This is a genomic window from Alkalicoccus luteus (assembly GCF_052061695.1).
Taxonomy (GTDB): Bacteria; Bacillota; Bacilli; order Bacillales; family Salisediminibacteriaceae; genus Alkalicoccus; species Alkalicoccus luteus.
Genome location: NZ_JBPZEY010000010.1, coordinates 41,849 through 64,661, shown reverse-complemented (window position 1 = coordinate 64,661; position 22,813 = coordinate 41,849). Strand labels below are relative to the sequence as shown.

21 protein-coding genes are annotated in these 22,813 nt (G+C 54.9%); 9 read left to right on the top strand and 12 right to left on the bottom strand.

The genetic code is table 11. The features are described 5' to 3' along the window. The first annotated feature begins 562 nt into the window (after positions 1–562). Entirely contained in the window at positions 563–913 is a 351-nt protein-coding gene (locus ACSZLD_RS13430) for a hypothetical protein (RefSeq protein WP_444685470.1), read from the top strand. A gap of 268 nt (positions 914–1,181) precedes the next feature. Continuing rightward, on the top strand, positions 1,182–2,231 hold the full coding sequence (gene istA, locus ACSZLD_RS13425) for an IS21 family transposase (protein ID WP_444685469.1): 1,050 nt from the start codon (positions 1,182–1,184) through the stop codon (positions 2,229–2,231). Positions 2,232–2,481: 250 nt separating this feature from the next. Here the strand turns inward: istA and rlmH are convergent, their stop codons facing one another. Continuing rightward, a complete protein-coding gene (gene rlmH, locus ACSZLD_RS13420; RefSeq protein ID WP_444685468.1) occupies positions 2,482–2,961 on the bottom strand; it encodes a 23S rRNA (pseudouridine(1915)-N(3))-methyltransferase RlmH in 480 nt (159 codons plus the stop codon). A gap of 234 nt (positions 2,962–3,195) precedes the next feature. Here rlmH and ACSZLD_RS13415 point away from each other — a divergent pair, with 234 nt between their 5' ends. Both ACSZLD_RS13415 and ACSZLD_RS13410 read left to right on the top strand, forming a co-directional pair. Further along, positions 3,196–5,181 carry a penicillin-binding transpeptidase domain-containing protein gene (locus ACSZLD_RS13415; protein WP_444685467.1) on the top strand — a complete coding sequence of 662 codons (1,986 nt, stop codon included), beginning with the start codon at positions 3,196–3,198 and terminating at the stop codon, positions 5,179–5,181. A 98-nt stretch (positions 5,182–5,279) separates the two neighbouring features. Then, on the top strand, positions 5,280–5,603 hold the full coding sequence (locus ACSZLD_RS13410) for a hypothetical protein (RefSeq protein ID WP_444685466.1): 324 nt from the start codon (positions 5,280–5,282) through the stop codon (positions 5,601–5,603). Positions 5,604–5,634: 31 nt separating this feature from the next. Here the strand turns inward: ACSZLD_RS13410 and ACSZLD_RS13405 are convergent, their stop codons facing one another. Continuing rightward, positions 5,635–6,201, bottom strand: coding sequence for a sugar O-acetyltransferase (locus ACSZLD_RS13405; RefSeq protein ID WP_444685465.1), 567 nt, complete (start codon positions 6,199–6,201; stop codon positions 5,635–5,637). Positions 6,202–6,306: 105 nt separating this feature from the next. On the opposite strand from ACSZLD_RS13405, the gene ACSZLD_RS13400 reads away from it, so the two are divergent. Continuing rightward, complete coding sequence (locus tag ACSZLD_RS13400; RefSeq protein WP_444685464.1) at positions 6,307–6,753, top strand: hypothetical protein; 447 nt, start codon at positions 6,307–6,309, stop codon at positions 6,751–6,753. Positions 6,754–6,980: 227 nt separating this feature from the next. Here the strand turns inward: ACSZLD_RS13400 and ACSZLD_RS13395 are convergent, their stop codons facing one another. Beyond that, positions 6,981–8,387, bottom strand: coding sequence for an alanine/glycine:cation symporter family protein (locus ACSZLD_RS13395; RefSeq protein ID WP_444685525.1), 1,407 nt, complete (start codon positions 8,385–8,387; stop codon positions 6,981–6,983). Between the two features lie 197 nt (positions 8,388–8,584). On the opposite strand from ACSZLD_RS13395, the gene ACSZLD_RS13390 reads away from it, so the two are divergent. The 3 genes from ACSZLD_RS13390 (at position 8,585) to alr (ending at position 12,262) form a co-directional block, all read left to right on the top strand. After that, positions 8,585–9,799: a PucR family transcriptional regulator gene (locus tag ACSZLD_RS13390; RefSeq protein ID WP_444685463.1), complete on the top strand. Its 1,215-nt coding sequence runs from the start codon at positions 8,585–8,587 to the stop codon at positions 9,797–9,799. Positions 9,800–9,902: 103 nt separating this feature from the next. After that, the gene (gene ald, locus ACSZLD_RS13385; RefSeq protein ID WP_444685462.1) at positions 9,903–11,036 is read left to right on the top strand and encodes an alanine dehydrogenase; all 1,134 of its coding nucleotides are present in this window, start codon (positions 9,903–9,905) and stop codon (positions 11,034–11,036) included. An 89-nt stretch (positions 11,037–11,125) separates the two neighbouring features. After that, entirely contained in the window at positions 11,126–12,262 is a 1,137-nt protein-coding gene (gene alr / locus ACSZLD_RS13380; protein WP_444685461.1) for an alanine racemase, read from the top strand. 57 nt (positions 12,263–12,319) lie between these two features. Here the strand turns inward: alr and ACSZLD_RS13375 are convergent, their stop codons facing one another. From ACSZLD_RS13375 to ACSZLD_RS13350, 6 genes are all read right to left on the bottom strand, one after another. Beyond that, entirely contained in the window at positions 12,320–13,396 is a 1,077-nt protein-coding gene (locus ACSZLD_RS13375) for an ABC transporter permease (RefSeq protein WP_444685460.1), read from the bottom strand. A gap of 1 nt (position 13,397) precedes the next feature. Continuing rightward, positions 13,398–14,639 (bottom strand): ABC transporter permease, encoded by a 1,242-nt coding sequence (locus ACSZLD_RS13370; RefSeq protein ID WP_444685459.1) that lies wholly within the window; start codon positions 14,637–14,639, stop codon positions 13,398–13,400. A 13-nt stretch (positions 14,640–14,652) separates the two neighbouring features. Further along, the gene (locus ACSZLD_RS13365) at positions 14,653–15,585 is read right to left on the bottom strand and encodes an ABC transporter ATP-binding protein (protein WP_444685458.1); all 933 of its coding nucleotides are present in this window, start codon (positions 15,583–15,585) and stop codon (positions 14,653–14,655) included. A 125-nt stretch (positions 15,586–15,710) separates the two neighbouring features. Beyond that, on the bottom strand, positions 15,711–16,343 hold the full coding sequence (locus tag ACSZLD_RS13360; protein ID WP_377908907.1) for a response regulator transcription factor: 633 nt from the start codon (positions 16,341–16,343) through the stop codon (positions 15,711–15,713). Then, complete coding sequence (locus tag ACSZLD_RS13355; protein ID WP_444685457.1) at positions 16,340–17,461, bottom strand: sensor histidine kinase; 1,122 nt, start codon at positions 17,459–17,461, stop codon at positions 16,340–16,342. Before ACSZLD_RS13355 ends, ACSZLD_RS13360 begins: the two co-directional genes overlap by 4 nt. A gap of 133 nt (positions 17,462–17,594) precedes the next feature. After that, positions 17,595–18,395, bottom strand: coding sequence for an alpha/beta fold hydrolase (locus tag ACSZLD_RS13350; RefSeq protein ID WP_444685456.1), 801 nt, complete (start codon positions 18,393–18,395; stop codon positions 17,595–17,597). A 141-nt stretch (positions 18,396–18,536) separates the two neighbouring features. On the opposite strand from ACSZLD_RS13350, the gene ACSZLD_RS13345 reads away from it, so the two are divergent. Then, complete coding sequence (locus ACSZLD_RS13345; RefSeq protein WP_444685455.1) at positions 18,537–20,063, top strand: cryptochrome/deoxyribodipyrimidine photo-lyase family protein; 1,527 nt, start codon at positions 18,537–18,539, stop codon at positions 20,061–20,063. Between the two features lie 223 nt (positions 20,064–20,286). Here the strand turns inward: ACSZLD_RS13345 and ACSZLD_RS13340 are convergent, their stop codons facing one another. From ACSZLD_RS13340 to ACSZLD_RS13330, 3 genes are all read right to left on the bottom strand, one after another. Then, a complete protein-coding gene (locus ACSZLD_RS13340; protein WP_444685454.1) occupies positions 20,287–20,436 on the bottom strand; it encodes a CxxH/CxxC protein in 150 nt (49 codons plus the stop codon). Positions 20,437–20,541: 105 nt separating this feature from the next. Further along, positions 20,542–21,765 (bottom strand): S1C family serine protease, encoded by a 1,224-nt coding sequence (locus tag ACSZLD_RS13335; RefSeq protein WP_377908902.1) that lies wholly within the window; start codon positions 21,763–21,765, stop codon positions 20,542–20,544. 236 nt (positions 21,766–22,001) lie between these two features. Then, complete coding sequence (locus tag ACSZLD_RS13330; protein WP_444685453.1) at positions 22,002–22,799, bottom strand: MBL fold metallo-hydrolase; 798 nt, start codon at positions 22,797–22,799, stop codon at positions 22,002–22,004. Positions 22,800–22,813 lie beyond the last annotated feature (14 nt).

Sequence of the window (22,813 nt, the reverse complement as noted above, 5' to 3'; positions counted from 1 at the left end):
CTTATAGTTAACTAACCACTTAATGGTTGATGTTTTGCTTCGAGATCGATTATATTACATGTGATGAAACTAGAATAGGCAAATAAAGATAAACAGCATGGTAAACGAACCTGTTTCCTTGGCTGTTTTGATATAAGTTGGATCCAGTATGGCTACGATGGTTGTAAACGCTAAACTAGAGAGAGCAATTTATCACAATTAAGGGAGAGCAATATTCCACAAATAAGATTGACCAATTTCCTTACAAATATGACACTTTCAATAGGCTATCCTAGTTTATTGAAGGTGAGGAAATTGGAGTGAGCAGATTCATGAAATATGCAGAAGTTCGTAAGCTGCAAGATCTAGGTTTTTCTATTAATGCCATTGCTAAGAAACTGAAGATGTCGAGAAATACGGTGAAGGAATACATAGGCATGGAGCCAGAGGAGTTTGAAGATTTTCTTGTTTCCCTGCGTACACGTTCTAAGAAGTTGGATCCCTTTCGGGATGAGATTCTCAAGTGGCTGCAGGAGCATCCAGATCTAAGAGCGCTCAAATTTATGACTGACTGGAGGAACGAATGCAGTTCAACGAGACAACAGAGAATACGGTACGAAATTACGTTAAGGAGTTACGGGAGATCTACCACATTCCAAAAACGGTGAGAGAGCGGGAGTATGCATCAATTCCAGAAAGTTTGCCGGGCCAGCAGGCCCAGGTGGATTTTGGCCAAACGGTCGTCGAAACAACGATAGGCGGAAGGAAACGCCTCTACTTTATTGCCTTCATCTTGTCCCATTCCCGGTACAAATATGTTGAGTGGCTGGATCGGCCTTTTCGAATGAATACTGCATTTGATTTGTACCAGTCCTTGCAGAGCTTTGTACCGCCTTTTGCGGAGTCGTGTACCAACCTCCTGTATACTAAATGAGCATGCCTGCTTTTTTTCGGTGTGACATTTGTTTACAGGAGGTTTTTTATATTTCCATACCGCTATATGCTGGAACTACACGGAGAAGAGCGAAGTCTACGGACGATCGCGGCCATGACTAGGCATTCCCGTCAGAAAGTAACAGAAGTCATTCGGTTGGCAGAAAAGCAGGGGTTGTCGTTGCCATTGGATGATGACATGACCGACCCCCTGGTTAGAAGATTTTCTGTATCCAGAAAAGAAAGTCGAAGCTTCAGGTCGTCACCGGATGGATTTTGATTACATTCATACGGAACTGGCCAAGCCCCACGTGACACTTACACTACTTCATGAGGTGTATCTCCGTCAGGCACAGGAAGAGGGTGCTATTCCATATGCCTATCGAACGTTCACCGAACATTATCACAACTTTGCACGAAAGCATAAGGCCACCATGCGGATCCGACGAAAACCAGGAGAATTGATTGAAGTGGATTGGGCTGGAACGACATTGTTCGTTCAGGATCCAGATTCTGGAGAAAGGATCCCCGTTTATGTTTTCGTTGCGTCCCTCCCTTGTTCCCAACTTGCCTATGTTGAAGGTTCTTTTTCAATGGATTTACCTGCCTGGATCAAGCTTCATCAGAACTACTTCGCTTATTTCAACGGCGTTTCCCACATCCTCGTTCCTGATAATTTAAAGACAGGCATTACCAAACATACCTCCAAAGAATTAGTCATTAACAAAACATATGCCGAGATGGCTCGGCACTATGGGACTGTGGTCATGCCGACACGAGTCCGTTCGCCGCATGACAAGGCTTCTGTGGAAAGCTCTGTCAAGGCCGTTTTTACTTGGATCATCGCTGCTCTTCGATCGACGACTTGCTTTTCATTAGACGAACTCAATCAAGAGATCCGCACAAAACTGGAGGCTTTCAACCACCACCCATTTACCAAAAAAGAAGGATCGCGCTGGTCAGCATTTCTCGAAGAAGAACAATTTGCCCTCCTTCCTATGCCAGAAACACGATACTCGCTTGCCGAATGGCGGACAGCGAAAGTACAGCCGGATTATCACATTGCCGAGAAAGGCATGTTTTATTCCGCTCCCTATGACTATATTGGATACTGGGTAGAGGTCAAAGTATCGGAAGAGAGCTTAGAAATCTATTTTAATCATATGAGAATTGCTTCTCATCCCACCTTGATCGGAACGTATGGCCAGCACCGGACGGTGCCGGAACATATGCCGGACACGCATCGGCAGTATACCGAACAAACGCCACAACATGCGTTGGAGTGGGGCGCTTCCATTCTAATTCCTTATTTCGATTAGATTTCTCTGTGATAAAATCTAAAAGCACGTTTGCTTCAGGCTTTGTTAAAGTATTTAGTGCAATTTCACTCACTAAAAACCCTCCCTTTTTAATTCATTATAACATAAAGCGAACGTTCGTTCTCTATAAGCTACGCAAAAATTATTTAAAATAATAGAAGCATAATTGTTTTGCGGCGCACAAACTTAATCATAATTTGAAAGTATAATCATAACATTATTTCTGGTAATTCAATAACAGAAACCTCATCTACTTGTGGTACGGATCTCCCTTCATTATCCGAAACGCGCGATACACTTGCTCGATGAGGATCAGTTTCATGAGCTGGTGCGGGAAGGTCATTTTTGAGAAGCTGATGCTGGCGTCTGCTCGCTTAAGCACGCTTTCGCTTAGGCCGTTGGAGCCGCCGATGACGAAGGCGATTTGGCTTTTGCCGTGGATGGAGAGTTTGTCGAGTTCATCGGCGAAGGCTTCCGATGTGCGCTGATTGCCGCCAAGGTCGAGCGCGTACACGTATTGCCCCGGCTTGATCTTTTGTAAGATCCGCTCCCCTTCCTTCTCCTTCACCTGCTCGATTTCCTTCTCACTCATCGTCTCCGGTGCCTGCTCGTCGCTCACTTCCACAAGCTGCAGCTTGCAGTAAGCGCTGAGCCGCTTTTCAAATTCCGCTATTCCCTGCTTTAAGTATTTCTCCTTCAGCTTGCCGACGCTGATAATCGTGATCTGCATGACCGTCCCTCTTTTCCGTTTGTTTTCTCCAGCTTATCATATTGGAAGTTTCTTGTTTCACGTGAAACAGCACGTTTCCCGGTGGGCTACTTGTAGACGGATCTACATGTAGACGCGTCTACTTGCATGAAAAATGTTCCTTTTTCTTCCGGATTTGCGCACCCTTCTGCATCGAGTTTCCGTCTATACTCCTGTATAGTACGTAGTAGAGATCGCTTTAAGGGGGCATTTAGCATGAAGAAAGCTGCAGCACTTGGTCTGGTCGTGTTGCTTGCGGCCTGCTCGGAGGAGCCGGAAAACCCGCAGGAAACGACGCTTACGCCTTACATAAACGCCTGGTCGTCCGGTGACTTCGAGGCAATGGAAGCAGAAATTGATGCGAATTCGATAGCCGATATTGACTGGGAATTTGCGGAGCGCTATGAAACGGTGTACGGGGACGCGGGTATTGAAGTGGAAACCGGCAGCATCACAACACCGGAGTACACAGAGGAAGAGCCGCCGGACTACGGCGAAATCGACAGCATCACCTACGAAGTCGAAACGGTGTTTACGACAGAAGCCGGCGATATTTCTGTTACAACAGACGTGCTCGTGGAGCAGGTGGAAGTAGCTGAGGAGGAAACCGAGTGGCAAGTCATCTGGGAGCCGGCGCACTTCTTTTACGGAATGCAGCAGCCAAACGACCGGCTTGCGATCAGCCGTGAGGAACCAATCCGCGGCGAGATTTTGGACAGAAACGGCGAAGCGCTTGCGGTCAACGGTGAGATTTATGAAGCGGGCATCGTGCCGGAAGCAGCAGAAGATGTTGAGGAGAGCGCTGAAGCCTTTGCGGACGTACTTGGCATTGACGCCGACGACGCGCTCGCCCGGGCGGAGATGTATCCGGATAACCCGGAATGGTTCGCACCGATTCAGACGATCGCGCTCACCGACGACCGTGTTGACGAGCTGACGGACATTCCCGGGGTGCTCTTAAACCGTGAAGATGGCCGGGAATACCCGTACGGGGCAGAAACCGGGCATCTGGTCGGTCACATCGGGCCGATCACCGGAGAGGAGATGGAGGAGACGACCGGCTACCAGTCGGAGTCCTATATCGGGAAAAACGGCGTGGAGCTTCTGCTTGAAGAAGAGCTGCGCGGACAAAGCGGCTTCCGGCTTGCGGTGACCGATGAGGACGGCGACGTGCGTGACGTGATTCAGGAAGAAGCGCCAGTAAACGGTGAAAACGTAACGCTCACGATTGACGCGGAGCTGCAGGCGGACGTCCATGAGATTTTAGAGGAAGACTCCGGTGCGGCGGTTGTGCTCGATCCGCAAACTGGCGACACGCTCGCGCTTGTGAGCACTCCGGCCTTTGACGCCAACCTGCGCTACCTGCAGCTCCCGGACCCGCGCGCCGATGAGCTGGAGACGACCGATGTCTTGTTTGAGCGCCGTTTCCAAAACGCGTATTCGCCAGGGTCAATCTGGAAGCCGTTTACTGCCGCGATCGGGCTGGAGGAAGAAACGCTCGATCCGTCAGCGACGCGCACGATCGAAGGCGAGCAGTGGCAGGCGGACGACAGCTGGGGCGGCTATTCGATTACGCGCGTGAATGACAGCGAAACCGAGGTAGATCTCACGACCGCCATGCAGCTGTCCGACAACATTTATTTTGCTCAGGAGGCGCTTGAAATCGGAGCGGATGCAATGGAAAGCTGGGGGGAAACGTTCGGGATGGACGGCGGCTTCAGCTATGACTTTCCGGTACATGACGCCCAGCTGGCAAATGACGGACTCGATACCGAGATTCTGCTGGCGGACTCCGGTTACGGCCAGGGGGAAGTTGAAATAGCTCCGGTGCATATCACGGCTCTTTATACCGCATTCGTCAATGACGGTACGATGATCGAGCCGGTGCTGTTCGGCGACGGCGGCGAAACCGAGCTGTTCAGTCCGGAAACGGCCGCGGTCGTGCATGACTCGCTCGAGGCGGTGACGCAGGAAGAAGACGGCACGGCCTATCGCAGCAGCTGGGCGCGTGACATTGCCGGAAAAACCGGTACCGCGGAGCTGAAGAGCGATCAAACTGTCGAGGACGGCGAGCAGATCGGCTGGTTTACGAGCTACGACGATGAATATGTAGCCACCTTTATGATCCAAAACGCCGAGGACGTCGGCGGCAGCAGCTACGCAGTTGATCTTGCGGAATCGTTCTGGGAAACGATCGACTGATAGTCGTGAACGAATAGGCTTTTCCGCTCCGGTTGTTGCAGTTGCTTACTTGATTACGTACAGGATGGACAGATGTTTTTCGGAAAGGTCAGATGCGGATGAAGAAGGTAATCATAGCAGCGCTCGTCCTCTGCCTCGCTGCCGTCAACTTTTATGCGATTACTGTGGAATCGACAGACGCGGAGCTTGAAAAGGTCGAGGCGGAAACGGTGCGCTATTTGGAAGAGGAAATGGGCTACGAAGCCAGGGACTACACGGTGATCCACACGAAATACGACTACGTGCTGGAAGAGCGCAAGGCGCACGTAACGAAGGTCTCCTTTTACAATGAGCCGCGCGAATGGTACCGCTACGGCCTGGATGAATCAGGCGCGATCACCCAGCTGGACACATCCGGCGGAGAATTGCACGTGGAGTCATAAGGAAACAGCCGGAGGGCATCCCCCCGGCTGTTTATTCGTTCGGTGCGATATGTTTAATAACCTTGGCGGGATTACCGCCGACAACAGTGTTCGCCGGCACGTCCTTCGTGACGACAGCACCGGAGGCGATCACGGCATTATCCCCGATCGTCACACCCGGATTGACGATCGCTCCGCCGCCGAACCAGACGTTGTCTCCGATCGTCACCGGTCTGCCAAACTCGCGGCCGGAATTGCGCAGCACGGGATCAAGCGGATGCGTCGCCGTGTAAATATGCACGCTCGGCGCCATCATGCAGTTGTCGCCGATACGCACCTCGCACACGTCAAGAATCGTGCAGTCGAAGTTCGCGAAAAAGTTCTCACCGACGTGGGTGTTATAGCCGTAGTCAAAGCGAATGTTCGGCTCCATCACGACTGTGCTTCCGGTCGAGCCGAGCATCTCTTTTAGCATCGCCGTCCGCTTTTCCGTTTCATAAACCGTTGTCGCGTTGTAATCCTGTACACGCTGGCGAATGGTTTCGCGGTCCCGCACGAGCTCCGGGTCCTCCGGGCGGTACATCTCCCCTGCCAGCATTAATTCCTTTTCTGATTGCATAGGCGGTCTCCTTTTTCTTCAAGCTGCCTTCAGTATAGCAAAGACAGTGGCCTGCAGGCATTTCCCAATTATGTTACAATTACCATACTACTGGAAGAGGAAAGGATGTTCGCTGCTTTTATGAAATTCTCTCACCAGCTTCTCTATCTTCTGCTCGTGATTGGATTACTTTTTATCGCAATGCTCGGCCCGCTTGACATGCCATTCGGTTTATTTGCGGCGATCGGTCTTATCGTGGCTTTTCTGACAGGTGTTCTAGGGGTCTACGTGTTTGGTGGCAATATGCGCCTGCACACAAACCTCCCCTTTATCGGCTATATACTCACGCTCGTTACAGCGTTTATTTATGTCCCGTCAAGCCACCTAAGCGCGAGCAGCTACGGAATCCCTGCTCAATGGATTTTCATTCAGCCGATCAGCGGCCGCACCTCAGTGGATATGCTTGCTCTGGCGCTTAACGTCTTCTGCTTTTATGTGCTGCTGCGGCTTGGACGAGGATTGTATCGCAATGTCTTCCAGTCCTCCGGGCAAAAACGGCAGGCAGAGACGTAACGAAAGGCTTCCGGCACGGACCGGAAGCCTTTTTTTCTGTTTGGCAGTTTCTCATAAATGCGGTCTGCTTCCTCATAACGAGCAAAAACCTCCTCGTAAACGACGTTTGCCTCCTCACATAGCGGCTTTCCCTGCTCATAAACGCCCTCCCCTCTGCGATTAGTCCCTTTCACTTGCGAATAACGCTCTCGAAGCAAAAAAACTGCCCGCAAAGGCAGTTTTTCATCTTATCCTGCTTTTCGTACAGCCTGTTCGGCTTGTTCGTAAAAGCGCTGGAAGTAGTCGTTTGTTTCGGCGACGATGACCTTCCAGAGTAGCAGCAGGGCGATCAGGTTCGGGATCATCATGAGTGCGTTAGCCATGTCGGCAAATGCCCAGACGGTCGCGAGGTTCGCGACGGTGCCGATGCCGCAGGCTGCGACGTAGACGACGCGGTAGCCCGCGATTCCTTTTGGTCCTGCAATGTACTCGAAGCATTTTTCCCCGTACACGTACCAGCCGACGATCGTCGAGAAGCCGAAAAAGATGACGGAGAAGGCAACGATGTATTCCCCGATGCCGCCGAGAACGGAGGCGAATGCTGCGCTTGTGAGCGCGCCTCCTTCTAAGCCGGCGTCATGAGTCACGCCGGACAGTTCTCCTCCGGACGGATCCCAGAAGCCGGTGATCAGCAGCGTGAGTCCGGTCATCGTACAGACGATGATCGTCACGATAAACGTTCCTGTCATCGCGACGAGCGCCTGCTTGACCGGATGATCGGCGCGGGCATTTCCGGCGATGAGCGCCGCCGTACCGAGCCCGGCTTCGTTGGAGAAGATGCCGCGCGCGACACCGTGGCGAATCGCTTCTGAAACCACGACCCCGAGGAAGCCGCCGGCCGCTGCGACCGGATTAAAGGCGTAGTAGAAAATCAGTTCAAACGCCGGAAGGATCATGTCCATATTCAGGATAAGGATGATCGTCGCTCCTCCCATATAAAGAAAGGCCATGATCGGCACGAAAAAGCTCGCGACGCCCGCGATGCGCTGAATGCCGCCGAAGATGATGACGCTCACGAGCAGAACGAGCAGCACGCCGGTCACCCAGTTTGGCATACCAAAGCTTTCATTTGTTACCCCCGCAATCGTATTGGACTGGACGCTGTTGCCGATGCCGAGCGCGGCAAACGCGCCGAACACGGCGAATGCGACGGCGAGCAGCTTAAAGCGGGGACCGAGCCCGCGTTCTATGTAATACATCGGTCCGCTGGAATATTCGCCGCGGCTGTTTTTGACGCGGTATTTCACCGCAAGCAGAGCCTCTGCGTATTTGGTCGCCATGCCGAGCAGACCGACGATCCACATCCAGAAGATCGCGCCTGGTCCCCCGAGCGTGATGGCGGTTGCGACACCGGCGATGTTGCCGTTTCCGATCGTCGCCGCAAGCGCTGTCATTAATGCTTTAAAATGACTGACGTCCCCTTCAGCCTTTTTGTCGTCCTTGTCTTCTTTCCCGAATCCGATTTTAAACGCGTACATCAGCTTGCGGAACTGCAGTCCGCGCAGCACAATCGTTAAAAATAAGCCTGTCCCGAAGAGGAGAAGCAGGCTCGGCGGTCCCCAGAGCACCGCGTTAATTGCATCAAGAATGTCCATCATCGCTGTCGTCCCCCTGTCTGCCGGCATATTTCCCGGCTCTCACACGTGTGTTATTCTATCATGGGGAAAACGGAATGCATTCGTACATATACACAATTTGAAAACGCTTCCGTTGTTTTCTCTCTACAAAGTCTTTTTTCCTGAAGCAGAACTCACCGCTTTTTGGAAATCGCGCATAAGGAAGGTGTCTCACCATGACCAACCACCCGTTCCACCGGGCGTTTGATACGTTAGAAGAATTTGTCGATGCGGTCAGCGCGCATCTGGAGGTGCCGGTGACGCTGGAGGATGCGAACCATCATCTGCTTGCCTACAGCTCGCACCATGACAGCACCGACGAGGCCCGGATCCGCACGATTATCAGCCGGCGCGTGCCGGAGAAGGTCATTAACCGCTTTTGGAAGGAAGGCATCATTCCGCGGCTGAACCAGCAGGATGAGCCGGTGATCATCGATCCGATTGATACGATCGGCCTCGGCCGCCGCGTTGCGGTATCGATCCGTCGCCGCGGCGAGGTGCTCGGCTACATCTGGGTGATCGATCAGGAGCGCCGCCTTGATAAAACAGCGCTGGAGGAGCTGCAGCTCGCTGCTTCCAAGGCCAAAAACCAGCTGTTGCAGCTGAACCGTCAGAAGCAGCGGCGCGAGCAGAGTCACGAGGAGCTTTTCTGGCAGCTGCTCACCGGAGAGGCCGGCAGCCATGACGACGTATGCCGCCTGCTAGAGCAGGCCTCGATTCGGACGCAGACACCGCTTGCCGTTGCCGCTCTTTATGCGGACGGACTGAACAACGACAGCTACCGGCGTCTCACGTACGCGCTGCAGACGACGCAACAGGTCGATATTGTGGTTCACACACAAGACGAGCAGCACGTTTACGTGCTCATCCGCCCGAAAACAAACGACTACGCCAGGGATGCGGCGAGCTTTGCGGCCTCCCTGCAGGAGCGGATCCAGGGAGAGGTCGCGCTATTTACCGGTATTGGCAGTTTCACCGAAGACTTCTCACGTCTTCCCGCAAGCCTCGAGGAAGCGGTAAACGTCGCGTCGATGAAGGCCCGCTTTCCGGATGAGCTCGCGGACGCCTGGTTTTATCACGAGCTCGGGGTCTTCCGCTACGTCGACATTCTCGAGCAGTCCGGGCTTCTTCCGGGCTTAAAGGAAAACCCGGCGCTCTCCAGGCTGAAGCAGTATGATGCGGAGCACGATTCGCACATGCTCGAGACGCTGTCTGTCTATTTAGAGGAAGATGGCAGCATGACGCAGGCAGCAGCAAGGCTGCACTGCCATATCAACACGCTCACCTACCGGCTGAAGCGGATCCAGGACATTTCCGGCGTCGATTTAAAGAACCCGATTCAAAAGCTCGGGCTTTACATGGATGTGAAACTGCTCACAGACGTTCGTTAATTTTCACAAACAAACGCTTACATGTTTTTTGATCCTCACAATGCGGAGTGCCCGCCCCACCCCCTATACTTGCGATAGAATCTGAGTCTGGGAGGGCGAATCCATGATTATTGGTATTCCAACAGAAATTAAGAACAGTGAAAACCGCGTCGCGATTACACCAGCCGGCGTGATGACGCTTGCCAAGCAGGGGCACACGGTGCTCGTACAGGCAGGTGCCGGTGTCGGCAGCGGCTTTGAAGATGCAGACTATCAGGCAGCCGGAGCAGACATGATCGCAGAAGCTGCGGACGTGTGGGCAAAATCGGACATGGTGATGAAGGTAAAAGAGCCGCTCGCATCCGAGTACGGTTATTTCCGCGAAGGACTGATCCTGTTCACGTACCTGCACCTCGCTGCAGAGCCGGCGCTTGCAGAAGCGCTGACGAAAAGCGGTGTGACAGCTATCGCTTACGAAACAGTGGAAGTAAACGGCACGCTGCCGCTCCTCACTCCGATGAGCGAAGTTGCCGGCCGCATGGCGTCCCAGATCGGCGCGCAGCTGCTTGAAAAGCCGAAGTCCGGGAAAGGCATTCTGCTTTCCGGTATCCCTGGCGTGAAGCGCGGCAAAGTGACGATCATCGGCGGCGGTGTCGTCGGAACGAATGCAGCCAAAATCGCAATCGGCCTCGGTGCCGACGTGACGATGATCGACTTGAGCGCGGACCGTCTCCGTCAGCTCGACGACCAGTTCGGCAACGACATTCAGACGATTATGTCCAACCCGCTGACAATCGCAGAAGCGGTGAAAGAATCAGATCTCGTCATCGGAGCGGTGCTTATCCCTGGTGCGAAGGCGCCGAAGCTCGTCACGGAAGAGATGATCGCGTCCATGAGCGACGGCTCGGTCGTCGTCGACGTTGCGATTGATCAGGGCGGCATCATTGAAACGGTCGACCGCATTACGACGCACGACGATCCAACGTTTACGAAGCACGGCGTCGTCCACTACACGGTAGCAAACATGCCGGGTGCCGTGCCGCGTACGTCTACGATCGGACTCACGAACGTCACGATGAACTACGCGCTGCAGATTGCCAATAAAGGCGTCTATCAGGCTGTAGCGGATAACAGCGCGCTCGCAAAGGGTGTGAACACGGCAAACGGCCGCGTCACGTACGAAGCAGTAGCCCGCGACCTCGGCTACGACTACGTCACCGTAGAAAAAGCGCTCGGCGCAGACGGAATTTTCGCGTAAAACGTGATATATTGGAGAGGGTGCCATCACCGGCACCCTCTTCTTTACGTTTACTCATTCGACTACATACAAAAAGGAGCTGAAAACGCATGGTTTCTCAGCGGACACGTGATCAGGAAAGGATGTCCACGATGAAGACAGACAGCTTTAGACAGACAACAGCCTCTATTTCCCTAAGCGCCATCGAGCAGAATGCCCGTGCGTTTCACAGCCATCTTTCCCCCGGCAGCAGCCTGATGGCAGTAGTGAAAGCAAACGGCTACGGCCACGGCGCTGTGGAAGCGGCAGAAGCCGCTCTCCGCGGCGGGGCGGAGTCGCTTGGCGTTGCGATTTTAGATGAAGCGGTTGCGCTCCGGAAGGCCGGCATCACCGTGCCGATTCTCGTCATGGGGCATACCGCACCGGAAGCGATGCAGACGGCAGCAGACCACGACATCGCGCTCACTGTCTTTGCCGATGACGCACGAGACGAAGCGCTCCACATCGCCGCAAGCGGTCAGCAAATCCGGATTCATTTAAAAATAGAAACCGGGATGGGCCGCATCGGTATCACGACGAAGGAGCAGCTGCTCGCGATCGCCGCGCCGCTGTTTAAGGCGGAACACGTGGCGCTTGACGGCATGTTCACCCACTTTGCCGAAGCCGATACGCCGTCTTCTCCATACACCGACGAGCAGTTTGCCCGCTTTCAAGCGATGGCTGCTGCCCTGGATGAGGCCGGGATAGCGATCCCTGTCAAGCACTGCTGCAACAGCGCCGGGACGATGCTGCATCCGGATAAGCACCTCGATATGGTGCGCGTCGGCATCAGCCTTTACGGGCTGCGCCCGGATCCGGAGATGCCGCTTGTGTTTCCACTCGAGCAGGCAATGACGCTTTCGTCGCAGATCGTGTCTATCCGCCGTCTCGACGCCGGACATACGATCAGCTACGGCCGCACGCATACGCTTACCGAACCGCGTGACATCGCAACGCTTCCGATCGGCTACGCCGACGGCCTTCCGCGGCTTGCTTCCAATCAGGCAACTGTTACCGTGAACGGCCAGGAGGCCCCGCTCGTCGGCCGCGTCTGCATGGACCAGACGATGATTGACGTGACCGGACTCAACGTGCGCGTGTATGATCACGTCACATTTTCGATTGACCAGCTCGCCGAACTAACGGGGACGATTAACTACGAAATCGTCTGCGGCGTGAGCCCGCGCGTGCCACGAGTATACGAATAGATGAAAAAGGCGGTTCGCCCGGGATGTCCCCGGCCGAACCGCCTTTTCTCTTTTCAGCTACCGCCGCTCCATCAGGTTGAAGCCGACGCCGGCGAATACGACGCTCATGAGCAGAAGAATGGAAGCCGACAATAGCAGGCTCTCCATCGACGCGCCGCCGTACGTGCTGCCGATGAGCAGGTCCATGCCGTGCTTAAGCGGCGTGAACGCGCCGATTTGCTGCAGCAGCGCAGACGGTACAATCTCAATCGGCCAAAAGGCGCCCCCGAGCATCGCAATGGTCACGCCGACTAATGGAATGACCGCGTCGAGCATTTTGTAGGATTTGACGAGGCCGCTCAGCAGGATACCGAGCGATACAATCGCGAGCACGTACGGGATCACGACGATAAGCGTCAGCCAGAAGCCGCCGTGAAAATCGACCTGAAACACGAAGCGGAACAAAAAGAGAATGATATACATCTGCAGCAAACCGAATAAAAACGCAAACAGCACATGGCCGCTGTAGAGCTGCAGCTTCGTGACCGGAGACAGAATCACCCGGTCCCACGTCCCTTCCTTTCGTTGCAGCACGATGCTGGAAATACTGAAAGCAACGGCGTAGATCATGAAAAAGAGCATGAAACCGAACAGAGGATGCAGCGCCGGGTCATACGGAAAACCGCCCTCGCTCCGGTCGATCTCGTAGCTGAAGCCGTACGTATCGACGCGATCTTGCCACGCTTCCAGATCGAGCACCTCTGCGACCGCTTCTTCTATCCCCTGTTCCCGGTAATAGCTTCTAAGCTCAGTCATTAAGAGCGCCGTCACCGGTGCTTCATACACTTGCAGAATGGCCGCATCTTCTTCGTTTAAGATCAGCCCGTACGGGGGACTGCTGCGGCGGATCCGCTCTTCCATCCGTTCCACTGAAGTCGGAAGCAGCACGATGTCATCGCCGGCGTGCGCTGAAAAGTCTTCGGCTGTTTCCGCGAGTGCCTCGTCGCTTAAGTCCTCACTCGTGACTGGTACGGTAAGCTGCCCGCCGCCTCCACCAAGGACCGCCGCGAACAAAATAGCGAGCAGCATGCTGCCGAAAAAGGCGAGCGGACGTCGGCGCATCGTACAGGCGTAGTGATACAGGACTGCTTTCATCTCAGACATCCTCCTTTCGCGGAAAAACAAGCATCGCAGCAGTAATACAAAGGATACAGAACGCGAAAATCGACACGAACATCGGGTAAATCAGCTCCGCACCGGCTCCACCCATCACCGCAAGCAGACTCTGCATCGCCGCCCCGTTCGGGAGCATGCGGCCGATGAACGCCATCGTCTCCGACAGCTGGCTGACGTTAAAGAAGCTGCCGCCGAGAAAGGCGAGGATCGTGACCCCGGCGCTTGCAAACAGCGCCGTCGCCTGCTCATTGCGGAGCCGGTAGTTGACGGCAGTGAGCAGCATCGCGAGCGAACCGACCGTCAAAGCCAGACCGAGCGCAATCACGGCGGTTAAACCGAGACTCTGAAACGAGACGCCGAACACGAGCGAGGAGAAGCTGAAAATGACCGTAAGCTGCACGAGCGCTAGCAGCACGCCGGCGCCGCCCTTGCCGGCAACGTACAGCCAGAGCGGCACGTTGGATGTAAGCAGTCGTTGAAACACGTACGTGCGTCGTTCCGTATGTGCGGTGCTTGCGAGAAACGTAGCCGTATAGAGCACGAACATGACGGCCATGCCTGCCGTGTAGTAATCAAAGGACGTGATGACGGAGCGGTTGTCGAGCTGGCGGGTCTCCACCTCCGTCTGCACCGCTTCCGGCACCGGCGTCCCATCCTGTTCGGCAAGATAGGCGGCTTCCTTCTGCCAGTTCAGCTCCTCAAAAAACGCCCCGGTGATGCCTTCAATAATGCCAAGCTGGCTGTCGACACGAGCGGTCACAGGCTCCGGTACCTCGTCCTGTAAAAACATCTGCTGCCACGTATCGACTCGGTAGCCTTCGTCAAACTCCCAGACGCCGGCAGCATCTTCCGGAACATCCGCGGCGTCGTCTATGATGCTTACCTCAAGCACTCCGTCTCCTTCCAGTGACTGAAGCATCTCCGTAAACATTTCGGGAACAGATACCGCCGCTGCTTCCTCCAGCAGTGTTTCCTGCATCTCAGGCGGCATGCCTTCTCTTTCCAGCACGTCCTGAAACTGCGCAAGCGACACGTCAAGCGGTTCTTCGATGACGACGGCAGCTTCCAGCTGACCGGCGCCTGCCGCACCCGGTGACGTCATGCCCTGCAGCGCGCTTCCTAAAATCGTAATGAGAATGACCGGCATCAGCAGCAGCGTGAGCAGCTCGCTCCGCTCCCGCAGCAGCTGTTTCACTTCCTTTACGAGCATCATTCCTAGCATATGCGTTTCCTCCTTACTGCCGGAGCGTCCGGCCGGTCAGATGCAGAAACACATCCTCGAGGCTCGGGGAGCGTACTTCTACCGACTTTAGCTCCACCCCGTTTTTTCGCGTCAGCTGAATGACCGTTTCCAGCACCGGAGCATCCTTTTTCGCGGCGATAACCGCCTCATGTCCGGAAACGTGCACGCGGGTAATATCGTCGCGCGCCTCCAGTGCTTCAGCAAGCTCATCGGCGCTCTGGTTGAGGGTGACGACGATGCTGTCTTCTTCCATGAGCATCGCCTTCAGCTCGTGTTTCGTGCCGGCGGCAATGATCTCCCCGTGGTCCATAATGTAGATCCGGTCGCACAAATACTCGACTTCCTCCATGTAGTGGCTCGTGTAAATAATCGTTATGTTCTTCGTTCGGTTCAGCTCGCGCACCGTTTCCAGAATGTAGCTGCGCGACTGGGGATCGATGCCGACCGTCGGCTCATCCATAATTAACAGCTCCGGCTCGTGTAAGAGCGCGACGGCGATGTTCAGCCGCCGCTTCATGCCGCCGGAATACGTTTTCACGAACTCCCCCGCCCGTTCGGTGAGTCCGACGACGTCCAGCACGTGTGCGACGCGCTCCTTCAGCTCGCTCCCCTTCAGCTTGTAGGCCCGTCCGAAAAAGCGCAGGTTTTCAAGCGCCGTCAAATCCTGAAACAAGGCGATCTCCTGCGGAACGACGCCGATCATGCGGCGGATATTTGTCCGGTCTTTTTTCACCGAAAATCCGCCCGCGTATATCTCCCCCTCCGTCGGCGTGATAAGGCTTGAGATCATCGAGATCGTCGTCGACTTTCCCGCTCCATTCGGTCCAAGCAGTCCGACGATTTCCCCCTTCTCAATGTACATATTCACACGGCTGACCGCGGTCCGCTCCTTGAATGTTTTCGTTACGTCCATCACTTCCAGCATGGCGCCCGCCTCCTTTATTATCTTTAGTTTACGGCCGCCTCACAGAAAAAGGACGTAGCTTCGGTCACCTCTTTTTAACCTGCACCTATGACCTCCGTCACAAAAAAATCCCGCATAGCAGAAAGCTACACGAGATGGTGGCGGATGGCGTATATGGCAAGCTGAGTCCGGTCGCGAAGCTCCAGCTTATCCAAAATCACCGAGATATGATTTTTTACCGTGCCGACCGATAAAAATAATTCTGACGCAATTTCCTGATTCGTACGTCCGTCTCCAACGAGCATGGTAATTTCTTTTTCCCGTTTTGTCAGCGGCACATCCGCTGGCTTTGGCTGCTCCCGCTTCATTAAATCAGGGATGATGCGCCCAGCCGTGCCTTCATCAATCGTGATGCCTCCCTCGATCGCCTTCTTCATGGCAGTGATCAGCTTTGCCGCATCGGCGTCCTTGAGCATAAAAGCCTTAGCCCCGCTCTCCAGTGCCTCAATTGCATAGGCGTCATCATCGAACGTCGTAAGCATGAGCACCGGCAGCTCCGGCTGGTGGCGAATCAACTCCCGGCATGCTTCCAGGCCGCTCTTTTCCGGCATGCGAATATCGAGTACGGCGACGTCGATCGCCGCTTCGGCACCTTTTTCGACCGCTTCCTGTCCCGTCGCTGCCTCCACGATAACGCGGAATTCGCCTGTTTCCTCGATCATCATTTTCAGTCCCTGGCGAACCATCTGCTGATCCTCTGCTAACAGCACCTGTTTCACGGGCGCTCCCTCCTTTCAAGCGGAAAAACGGCTTCCATCGTAAAGACGTCTCCGCCGTGCTCCCAGGCGAGCCGGCCGCCGAGTGCATCAAAACGCTCGCTTAAGCCTCTCAGTCCGCTTCCTGCCGGGCGATCTGTTTCCGGCGTCGTCCTGTTTTGCAGCGTGAGCACCGCCTGACGGCCGCCGCGGATCTGCACGTGCAGGCTGACGCTTCTCGTACGTCCGTGCTTCATCGCGTTCGTCATGCCTTCCTGGACGAAACGGTATACGGCGATATGCTGATCATTCGTAAACGGAGCCGATAAAAAGCCGTCTTCTGCCTTCCACTGCACTGTCATCTGCGATTCCCGCTCCAGCTTTCGGAGAAGATGCAGCACGGCATGCACACCGGCCGGCAGCTCTTCGCTGCGCATATGCCGCACTGCTTCGCGCGTCTGTTCCAGCGCTTCACCTGCGGTCGCTTCAATTCGCTCCGCGTGCAGCTGCTCCTCTCCTGCAAGCAACCGTTTTAAGACGCCTGCCTGCATGAGGAGCGCCGTCAGCTGATGGCCGACCGAATCATGAATATCGCGGGCGATCCGGATCCGTTCCTCTTCTCGGACCTCCTGTTCCTGCAGCTCCACGCTGCGGCGAAGCCGGCGGTTCTCCCGCTCCAGCTCCACGGCCGTCTGCTCCGCGGCGTGCGCCTTGGAGCGGTCACGCACGTACATCATCGTAAGCGCGGTGAGCGCCGTCGAAAGAATCAGGAACAGCAGCAACAGCTCCCAGACGAATACACCGGCAAAAAAGACCGGTATGAGAACAGAAGCGGCACCGGCTGCCGCTGTCAGCACCGGATATGAGTCATCAAGCATTGCTGCCGTTATGAGCGGCACCGCCATGAGCAGCAGCAGCGGGTCGCCCGCCGGAAGCAGCCAGCTCACAAGCAGCGCCCACGTCAGCTGGGCGGACACAATTGGGATCGTACGCACCGGCCAGAGCAGGAGCGAAAAATAGAAACCGAAAAACACGCTTCCGAGTATGTAAAAAACGGGCCGGTCAAACGGCAGCGGCACGGCTGCAGCGATGACCGCTGATACCGCAGCGAGCAGACCGGCATGCAGCAAAAAGAACCGCACCAAGACACCCCCTTCTGCTCTCTATTATAGCGAAGAGGCAGTGGTGCGGACAGAGACTTTTGGAAAAGGCTTCCGCATGTCTCACCGTCATATATGAAAAAGCTCCCGGATGCGTGATCCGGGAGCCGATTGCTTACAGGCGCTGCAGCAGTTCCTTATTCAGTTTATCCGGTTCTTCCACGTGCAGCCCGTGCCCGCTTTCTTCAAACGGTACGACGGTTACCGTCGGAATGCGCTGCTCCAGTTCTTCTGCGAAGCCGAACTCGCAAATCGCATCATGCCGTCCGTGAAAAATCGATACGGGAACACGGATGTGACCTGCTTCGTCGCGGAGGTCCTCATCGCGGAGCGCCGCTGCTGCCGAAATCGTCGCCTGCTTGGAGGCCCGCATGCTCAAATCAAACAGCTCCTGCTTTGCTTCCTCAGACACATCCTGGTAAAAGAAGTTGCCGCCGAAGTCCTGAAGCGCCTTCTCCCGGTCCTCGTCGATCGCCTCCATCAAGTCATCCACGTCTTCCTTTTCCATGCCGAGGCTGTAGCCCATCCGCTTCGTAAAGCTAGGCGCTGCGGGTCCGAGCAGAAACAGCTGCTCCAGCTGTTCACCGGCGTATTTCACCGCATAGCGGATCGCGACCGGACCGCCCATTGAAAAGCCGACAAGCGAATACTGCTCCAGCTCGAGCTCCTTCACGACCGCTAAAATATCCGAAGCAAACGTATCGTAAATGTAGTTCTCTTCCGGCTGATCGGAGCGGCCGAAGCCCCGCAGATCAATGCCGATATACCGATGGCCGTTTTCGATAACCGCCTGCTTCTGACGGTGGAACATCGCTGCGTTCAGCGGCCAGCCGTGAATAAAAATAACCGGCTTTCCGCTTCCTTCGTCCTCTACGTGCAGATGCACGCCGGGTGCTGTTTCAATTTGATGTGCCATGAACAGACTCCTTTCAATTCAAGGTGTATGGTGTCTGTTTCCTTCTCTTCACCCGTGTAAACGGCTCTGCGCAAAATACTGTATTTTTACAGATTAGTTTAGTACGTTAAGGGTAAAGTGTCTGAACAGGGGGGAAGAGCGATGCAGATAGTTTGGCTGAAGCGGGATTTACGGGTGCATGATCATCGTCCGCTCACAGAAGCGTGCCGCGCCGGCGGTCCGGTGCTGATCGTCTATGTTATCGAGCCGGAGCTCTGGCAAAACGGCGACCTCTCCGAGCGGCATGCACGCTTCATTGAGGAGTGTCTTGCGGAGATGCAGACAGAGGTGCGCAGGCTCGGCGGCGAGCTTTATACGGCCTGTACAGGGATGGTCTCCCTGCTCGAGCAGCTTGCCGAAGATGGCACGCCGCTTACACTGTATGCCCATGAAGAACACGGAACGCCTGATACATTTGCGCGCGACATGGAGGTGAGACGCTGGATGAAGGAGCGCGGATTTGCGGTTTATGAATATCCGTCCTTCGGCGTCACACGCGGGCTCCGGGACCGGAAGCAGTTTGATGAAAAATGGCAGGAAAAAATGCAGGCGCCGCTGCTCCCTGCCCCAGGCGCCATTCCGGCACCGCCGGCTTCCCTTCCAACCGTTCTGACGCGGCAGACGACGTTTCCGAAGCAGCTAGCTCTTCCCGGAGAAGCGATCCGCTACGGGCAGCAGGGCGGAGAATCACTCGGACTGGAAACGCTCGCTGATTTTCTGGAAAACCGCTTTTATCAGTACCGCAGTCATTTAAGCAATCCGATCTCCTCCTCGACGTCATGCAGCCGGCTGTCCCCTTATCTCGCCTGGGGCGCCCTGTCGTTTCGCCGTGCCTATCAGGAGAGCCTCCGGCGGCTCGCCCAGCTGCTGAATCCGGCGGATAGACGGCAGCTCGAAGCGTTTATCTCCAGACTCCACTGGCACTGCCATTTTATTCAGCGGCTTGAGGATGAACCGGAGCTGTCGGAGCGCAACATGAACCGCGCGTTTGACGCGATCCGTACCGACTGGGACGAGGACGCATACTCGCGCTGGACAGAAGGACGGACCGGTATTCCGTTTATCGACGCTGCGATGCGCTCGCTTCATAAGACGGGCTGGATCAATTTCCGTTCGCGGGCGATGCTCGTTTCATTTATTTGCAACACGCTGCTGCTCGACTGGCAGAAGCCAGCGCAGTTTCTCGCCCGCCAGTTTCTCGACTACGAGCCGGGCATTCACTACAGCCAGATGCAGATGCAGGCCGGCACGACCGGCTTTAACACGATTCGCATTTACAACCCGATTAAGCAGGGGCGGGATCAGGATCCGGACGGCCGCTTCATCCGCCGCCATGTTCCCGAGCTGAAGGAGTTTTCAGCCGATTTTATTCATGAGCCATGGAAGAGCCCGGTCTTTTTTCACAGTCAGTACTGCGGCGCCGTCGTCGACGTCATGGAGGCCAATCGGCGTGCACGCGAGGTGCTCTGGTCGGTCCGCGATTCCGAAGCAGGCGTAAAGGAAGCCGAACAGGGACTGAAAAAGCATGCTTCGAATACGAGACGAAAAGAAGCCTCCGCTAAAAAGCAAAAGCCTGCCTATGAGCAGCTGTCGCTGTTTGACATGGACGATGGATCGACAAACAAGTAACCTGTGGACAGGATGGTTCTCCACAGGTTATCCCCATATAATAAAGTTATCCACATTTTTTATCCACATATACACAGAGAACTCTGCCGTCATCCGTGTTCCCATCTGCTGTTTGAAACCGCTTTCCACTACGATTTTCCAGAAATCACTGTTCGCATCTTTAGAAATTCCTTATTTTACTAAAATGTCCTTGTGGAAAACTGTGTATAACATTGTGCACAACTCACGCTTCCACTTGAAACAATGCCGGTTTTCCGCAAATAAAACACGGTGCTTCTTTGTCTTCCATTTTTGTAAAAACGGGCGGAGGACCCCCGTCTGTCAACGTTTCATCCAATGCTTCCTCCACGTGATCGCTGCAGCTGTAAATCATGCTCTCCCTCCTTTCATTAGTTATCCACAGTTGTGTCTGTACCCGATTTATCCACGGGGATAACAAAAAAAGAGCCCGGAGACAGGTTATCCCCAGGCTCTTTCATTAAAATACCTGCTCGGAGAGGGTGATGTCTGTGGACTGCAGTTCCCCATTCCGGTAGAACGTGACTTCCATTGTATCGCCGATCTCCACTTCTGTATACAGGTAGCGGCGGAGCTCGTTTGCGTCACGGATCTCTTCTCCGTCAAGCTCCACGATCACATCGCCTTCTTCCATGCCGGCTTCCTGTGCCGGTGAATCCGGCTGCACGCCTTCAATATAGACGCCGCCTTTCACATCTTCAGGCAGGCCGAGCGTACTCTCCCAGTGGAAGGACGGGATCTCCTGCAGCGAGCGGAGGACGATGCCCATCTGCGGGCGCTGCACCTCTCCGTATTGCTCCAGGTCGGCTATCACAGGCTGCGCAAGGTCAGCCGGAATCGCAAAACCGATGCCTTCCACGGCATTTTGCGCGATCTTCATCGAGTTGATGCCGATCACTTCCCCCTGTATGTTGACGAGGGCGCCGCCGGAGTTACCCGGGTTAATCGCTGCATCCGTCTGGAGCACTTCCGCCTCCCAGTCCGGCTGTCCGTCGCCACTGATATCAACGGGGATGCTTCGTTCAACGGAGCTGATAATGCCGAGCGTAACCGATCCTTCAAAGGCGAGCGGATTGCCGATCGCAATCGCCGGCTCGCCGGCGCGAAGTGTATCCGACGTACCGAAATCTGCGATGGTCTCCACTTCCTCGGCGTCAATCGTCAGCACAGCAAGATCTGTCAGTTCATCCTCTCCAACAAATTCAGCAGGTATTCGTGAACCATCTGTAAGCGTCACGTCTACTTCCGTCTGCCCAGTGGACGCTCCTTCGATCACGTGCTGATTCGTCACGACGAACGCCCGGTCTTCTTCGATTTTATAAATGATGCCGGAGCCGGTGCCTTCGCCTGCAGGAGCGCCGAACATATCGCTGCTCTGATTCATGTTGACGATGCCGACGACAGCATCATGCACCCGGTCCACTGCTTCAGTCACGTCTGAATTATGTTCAATGCTGACTGATTCGACCTGCTCTTCTGTGTTTTCTTCGGCCGATTCCCCTGCTTCTTCGCTGCCCGGCCCCGCAGGACCGATATCATATGGCAAAAAGCCGGTCGATGAGAGCACGGGAATCGAAAACACGACGATCAATGCGCCGACTATTGCCCCGATAAAGCCGGCGATTCCTGAAGAGGCACCGCGTTTTTCTTTGCTTGCACGCGTGCCGCCATCATAGTAACCCATGTCAAAAACCTCCCCTATTTCATTCATCTGCGGTGACTGGTCATGCACGAGCGGACGCGCCGCTCTACTTATTATTTTAGTGAGCACGGGGCTTTTCGTCTATTTATACGCATCTTCTTCGATAATTTTCCAAAACCATCGGCAGGTTTTCCGTAATCGGCCCGATCGGCGGCGTTCTTTCTACACAAAAAAACCGCTGGACTTTACTCCAGCGGTGTCTCGTGATGCGAATCCGGTCAGTCGATGCGGCGGAGCTTCGTCGGAATCTCCGGGTCTGTGTCAAACAGCTTAAAATCCTCTCCCGGTGCCGCTCCCTCCAGCTCCATCGTCTGCTGAACCGTCATGCGTGCAAGATCCTTCATGTTGTTGTCCTTCGACAAGTGCGCGAGATAAACGTCCGCCCGGCGCCTACGGACAAGGTCAGCCAGGGCGATTCCCGCATCCTCGTTGGACACGTGGCCTTCGTCGCTTAAGATACGGCGCTTCACGCTCCACGGGTAGCGGCCCATCTGCAGCATGCCGACGTCATGATTGGACTCAAAGATAAGCACGTCTGACTCTTCAGCAGCAGCCATCATCCGGCTGCTGACATAGCCGGTATCGGTTAAGATTGTCAGCTTCCGGCCCTCGTGCATGAAAGAAAAGAACATCGGATCCGCTGCGTCATGACTGACGGTAAAGCTCTCCACGTCCACGTCTGCAAACGTCTCAATGCTGCCGGTTTCAAACAGGAACTGCTGCTCCGTTGAAACCGCCCCGATCATCGGCGCCATCGCTGCCCACGTTTTTTCGTTGGCATAGACGGGCAGGTTGTAGCGCCTCGCTAGAATGCCGACTCCTTTAATGTGGTCGCTGTGCTCGTGGCTTACGAGAATGCCGTCCAGCTCGCTGATGGAAAGTCCGGCATCGGCGAACAGCTTTTCTATTTTCTTGCCGGACAGTCCTGCGTCTACGAGCAGCTTCTGCCCCGGTGTTTCAATATAGATGGCATTGCCGGTGCTTCCGCTTGCCAGCACGCTGAATGATAAGCTCATCGCGCATCCCCCTG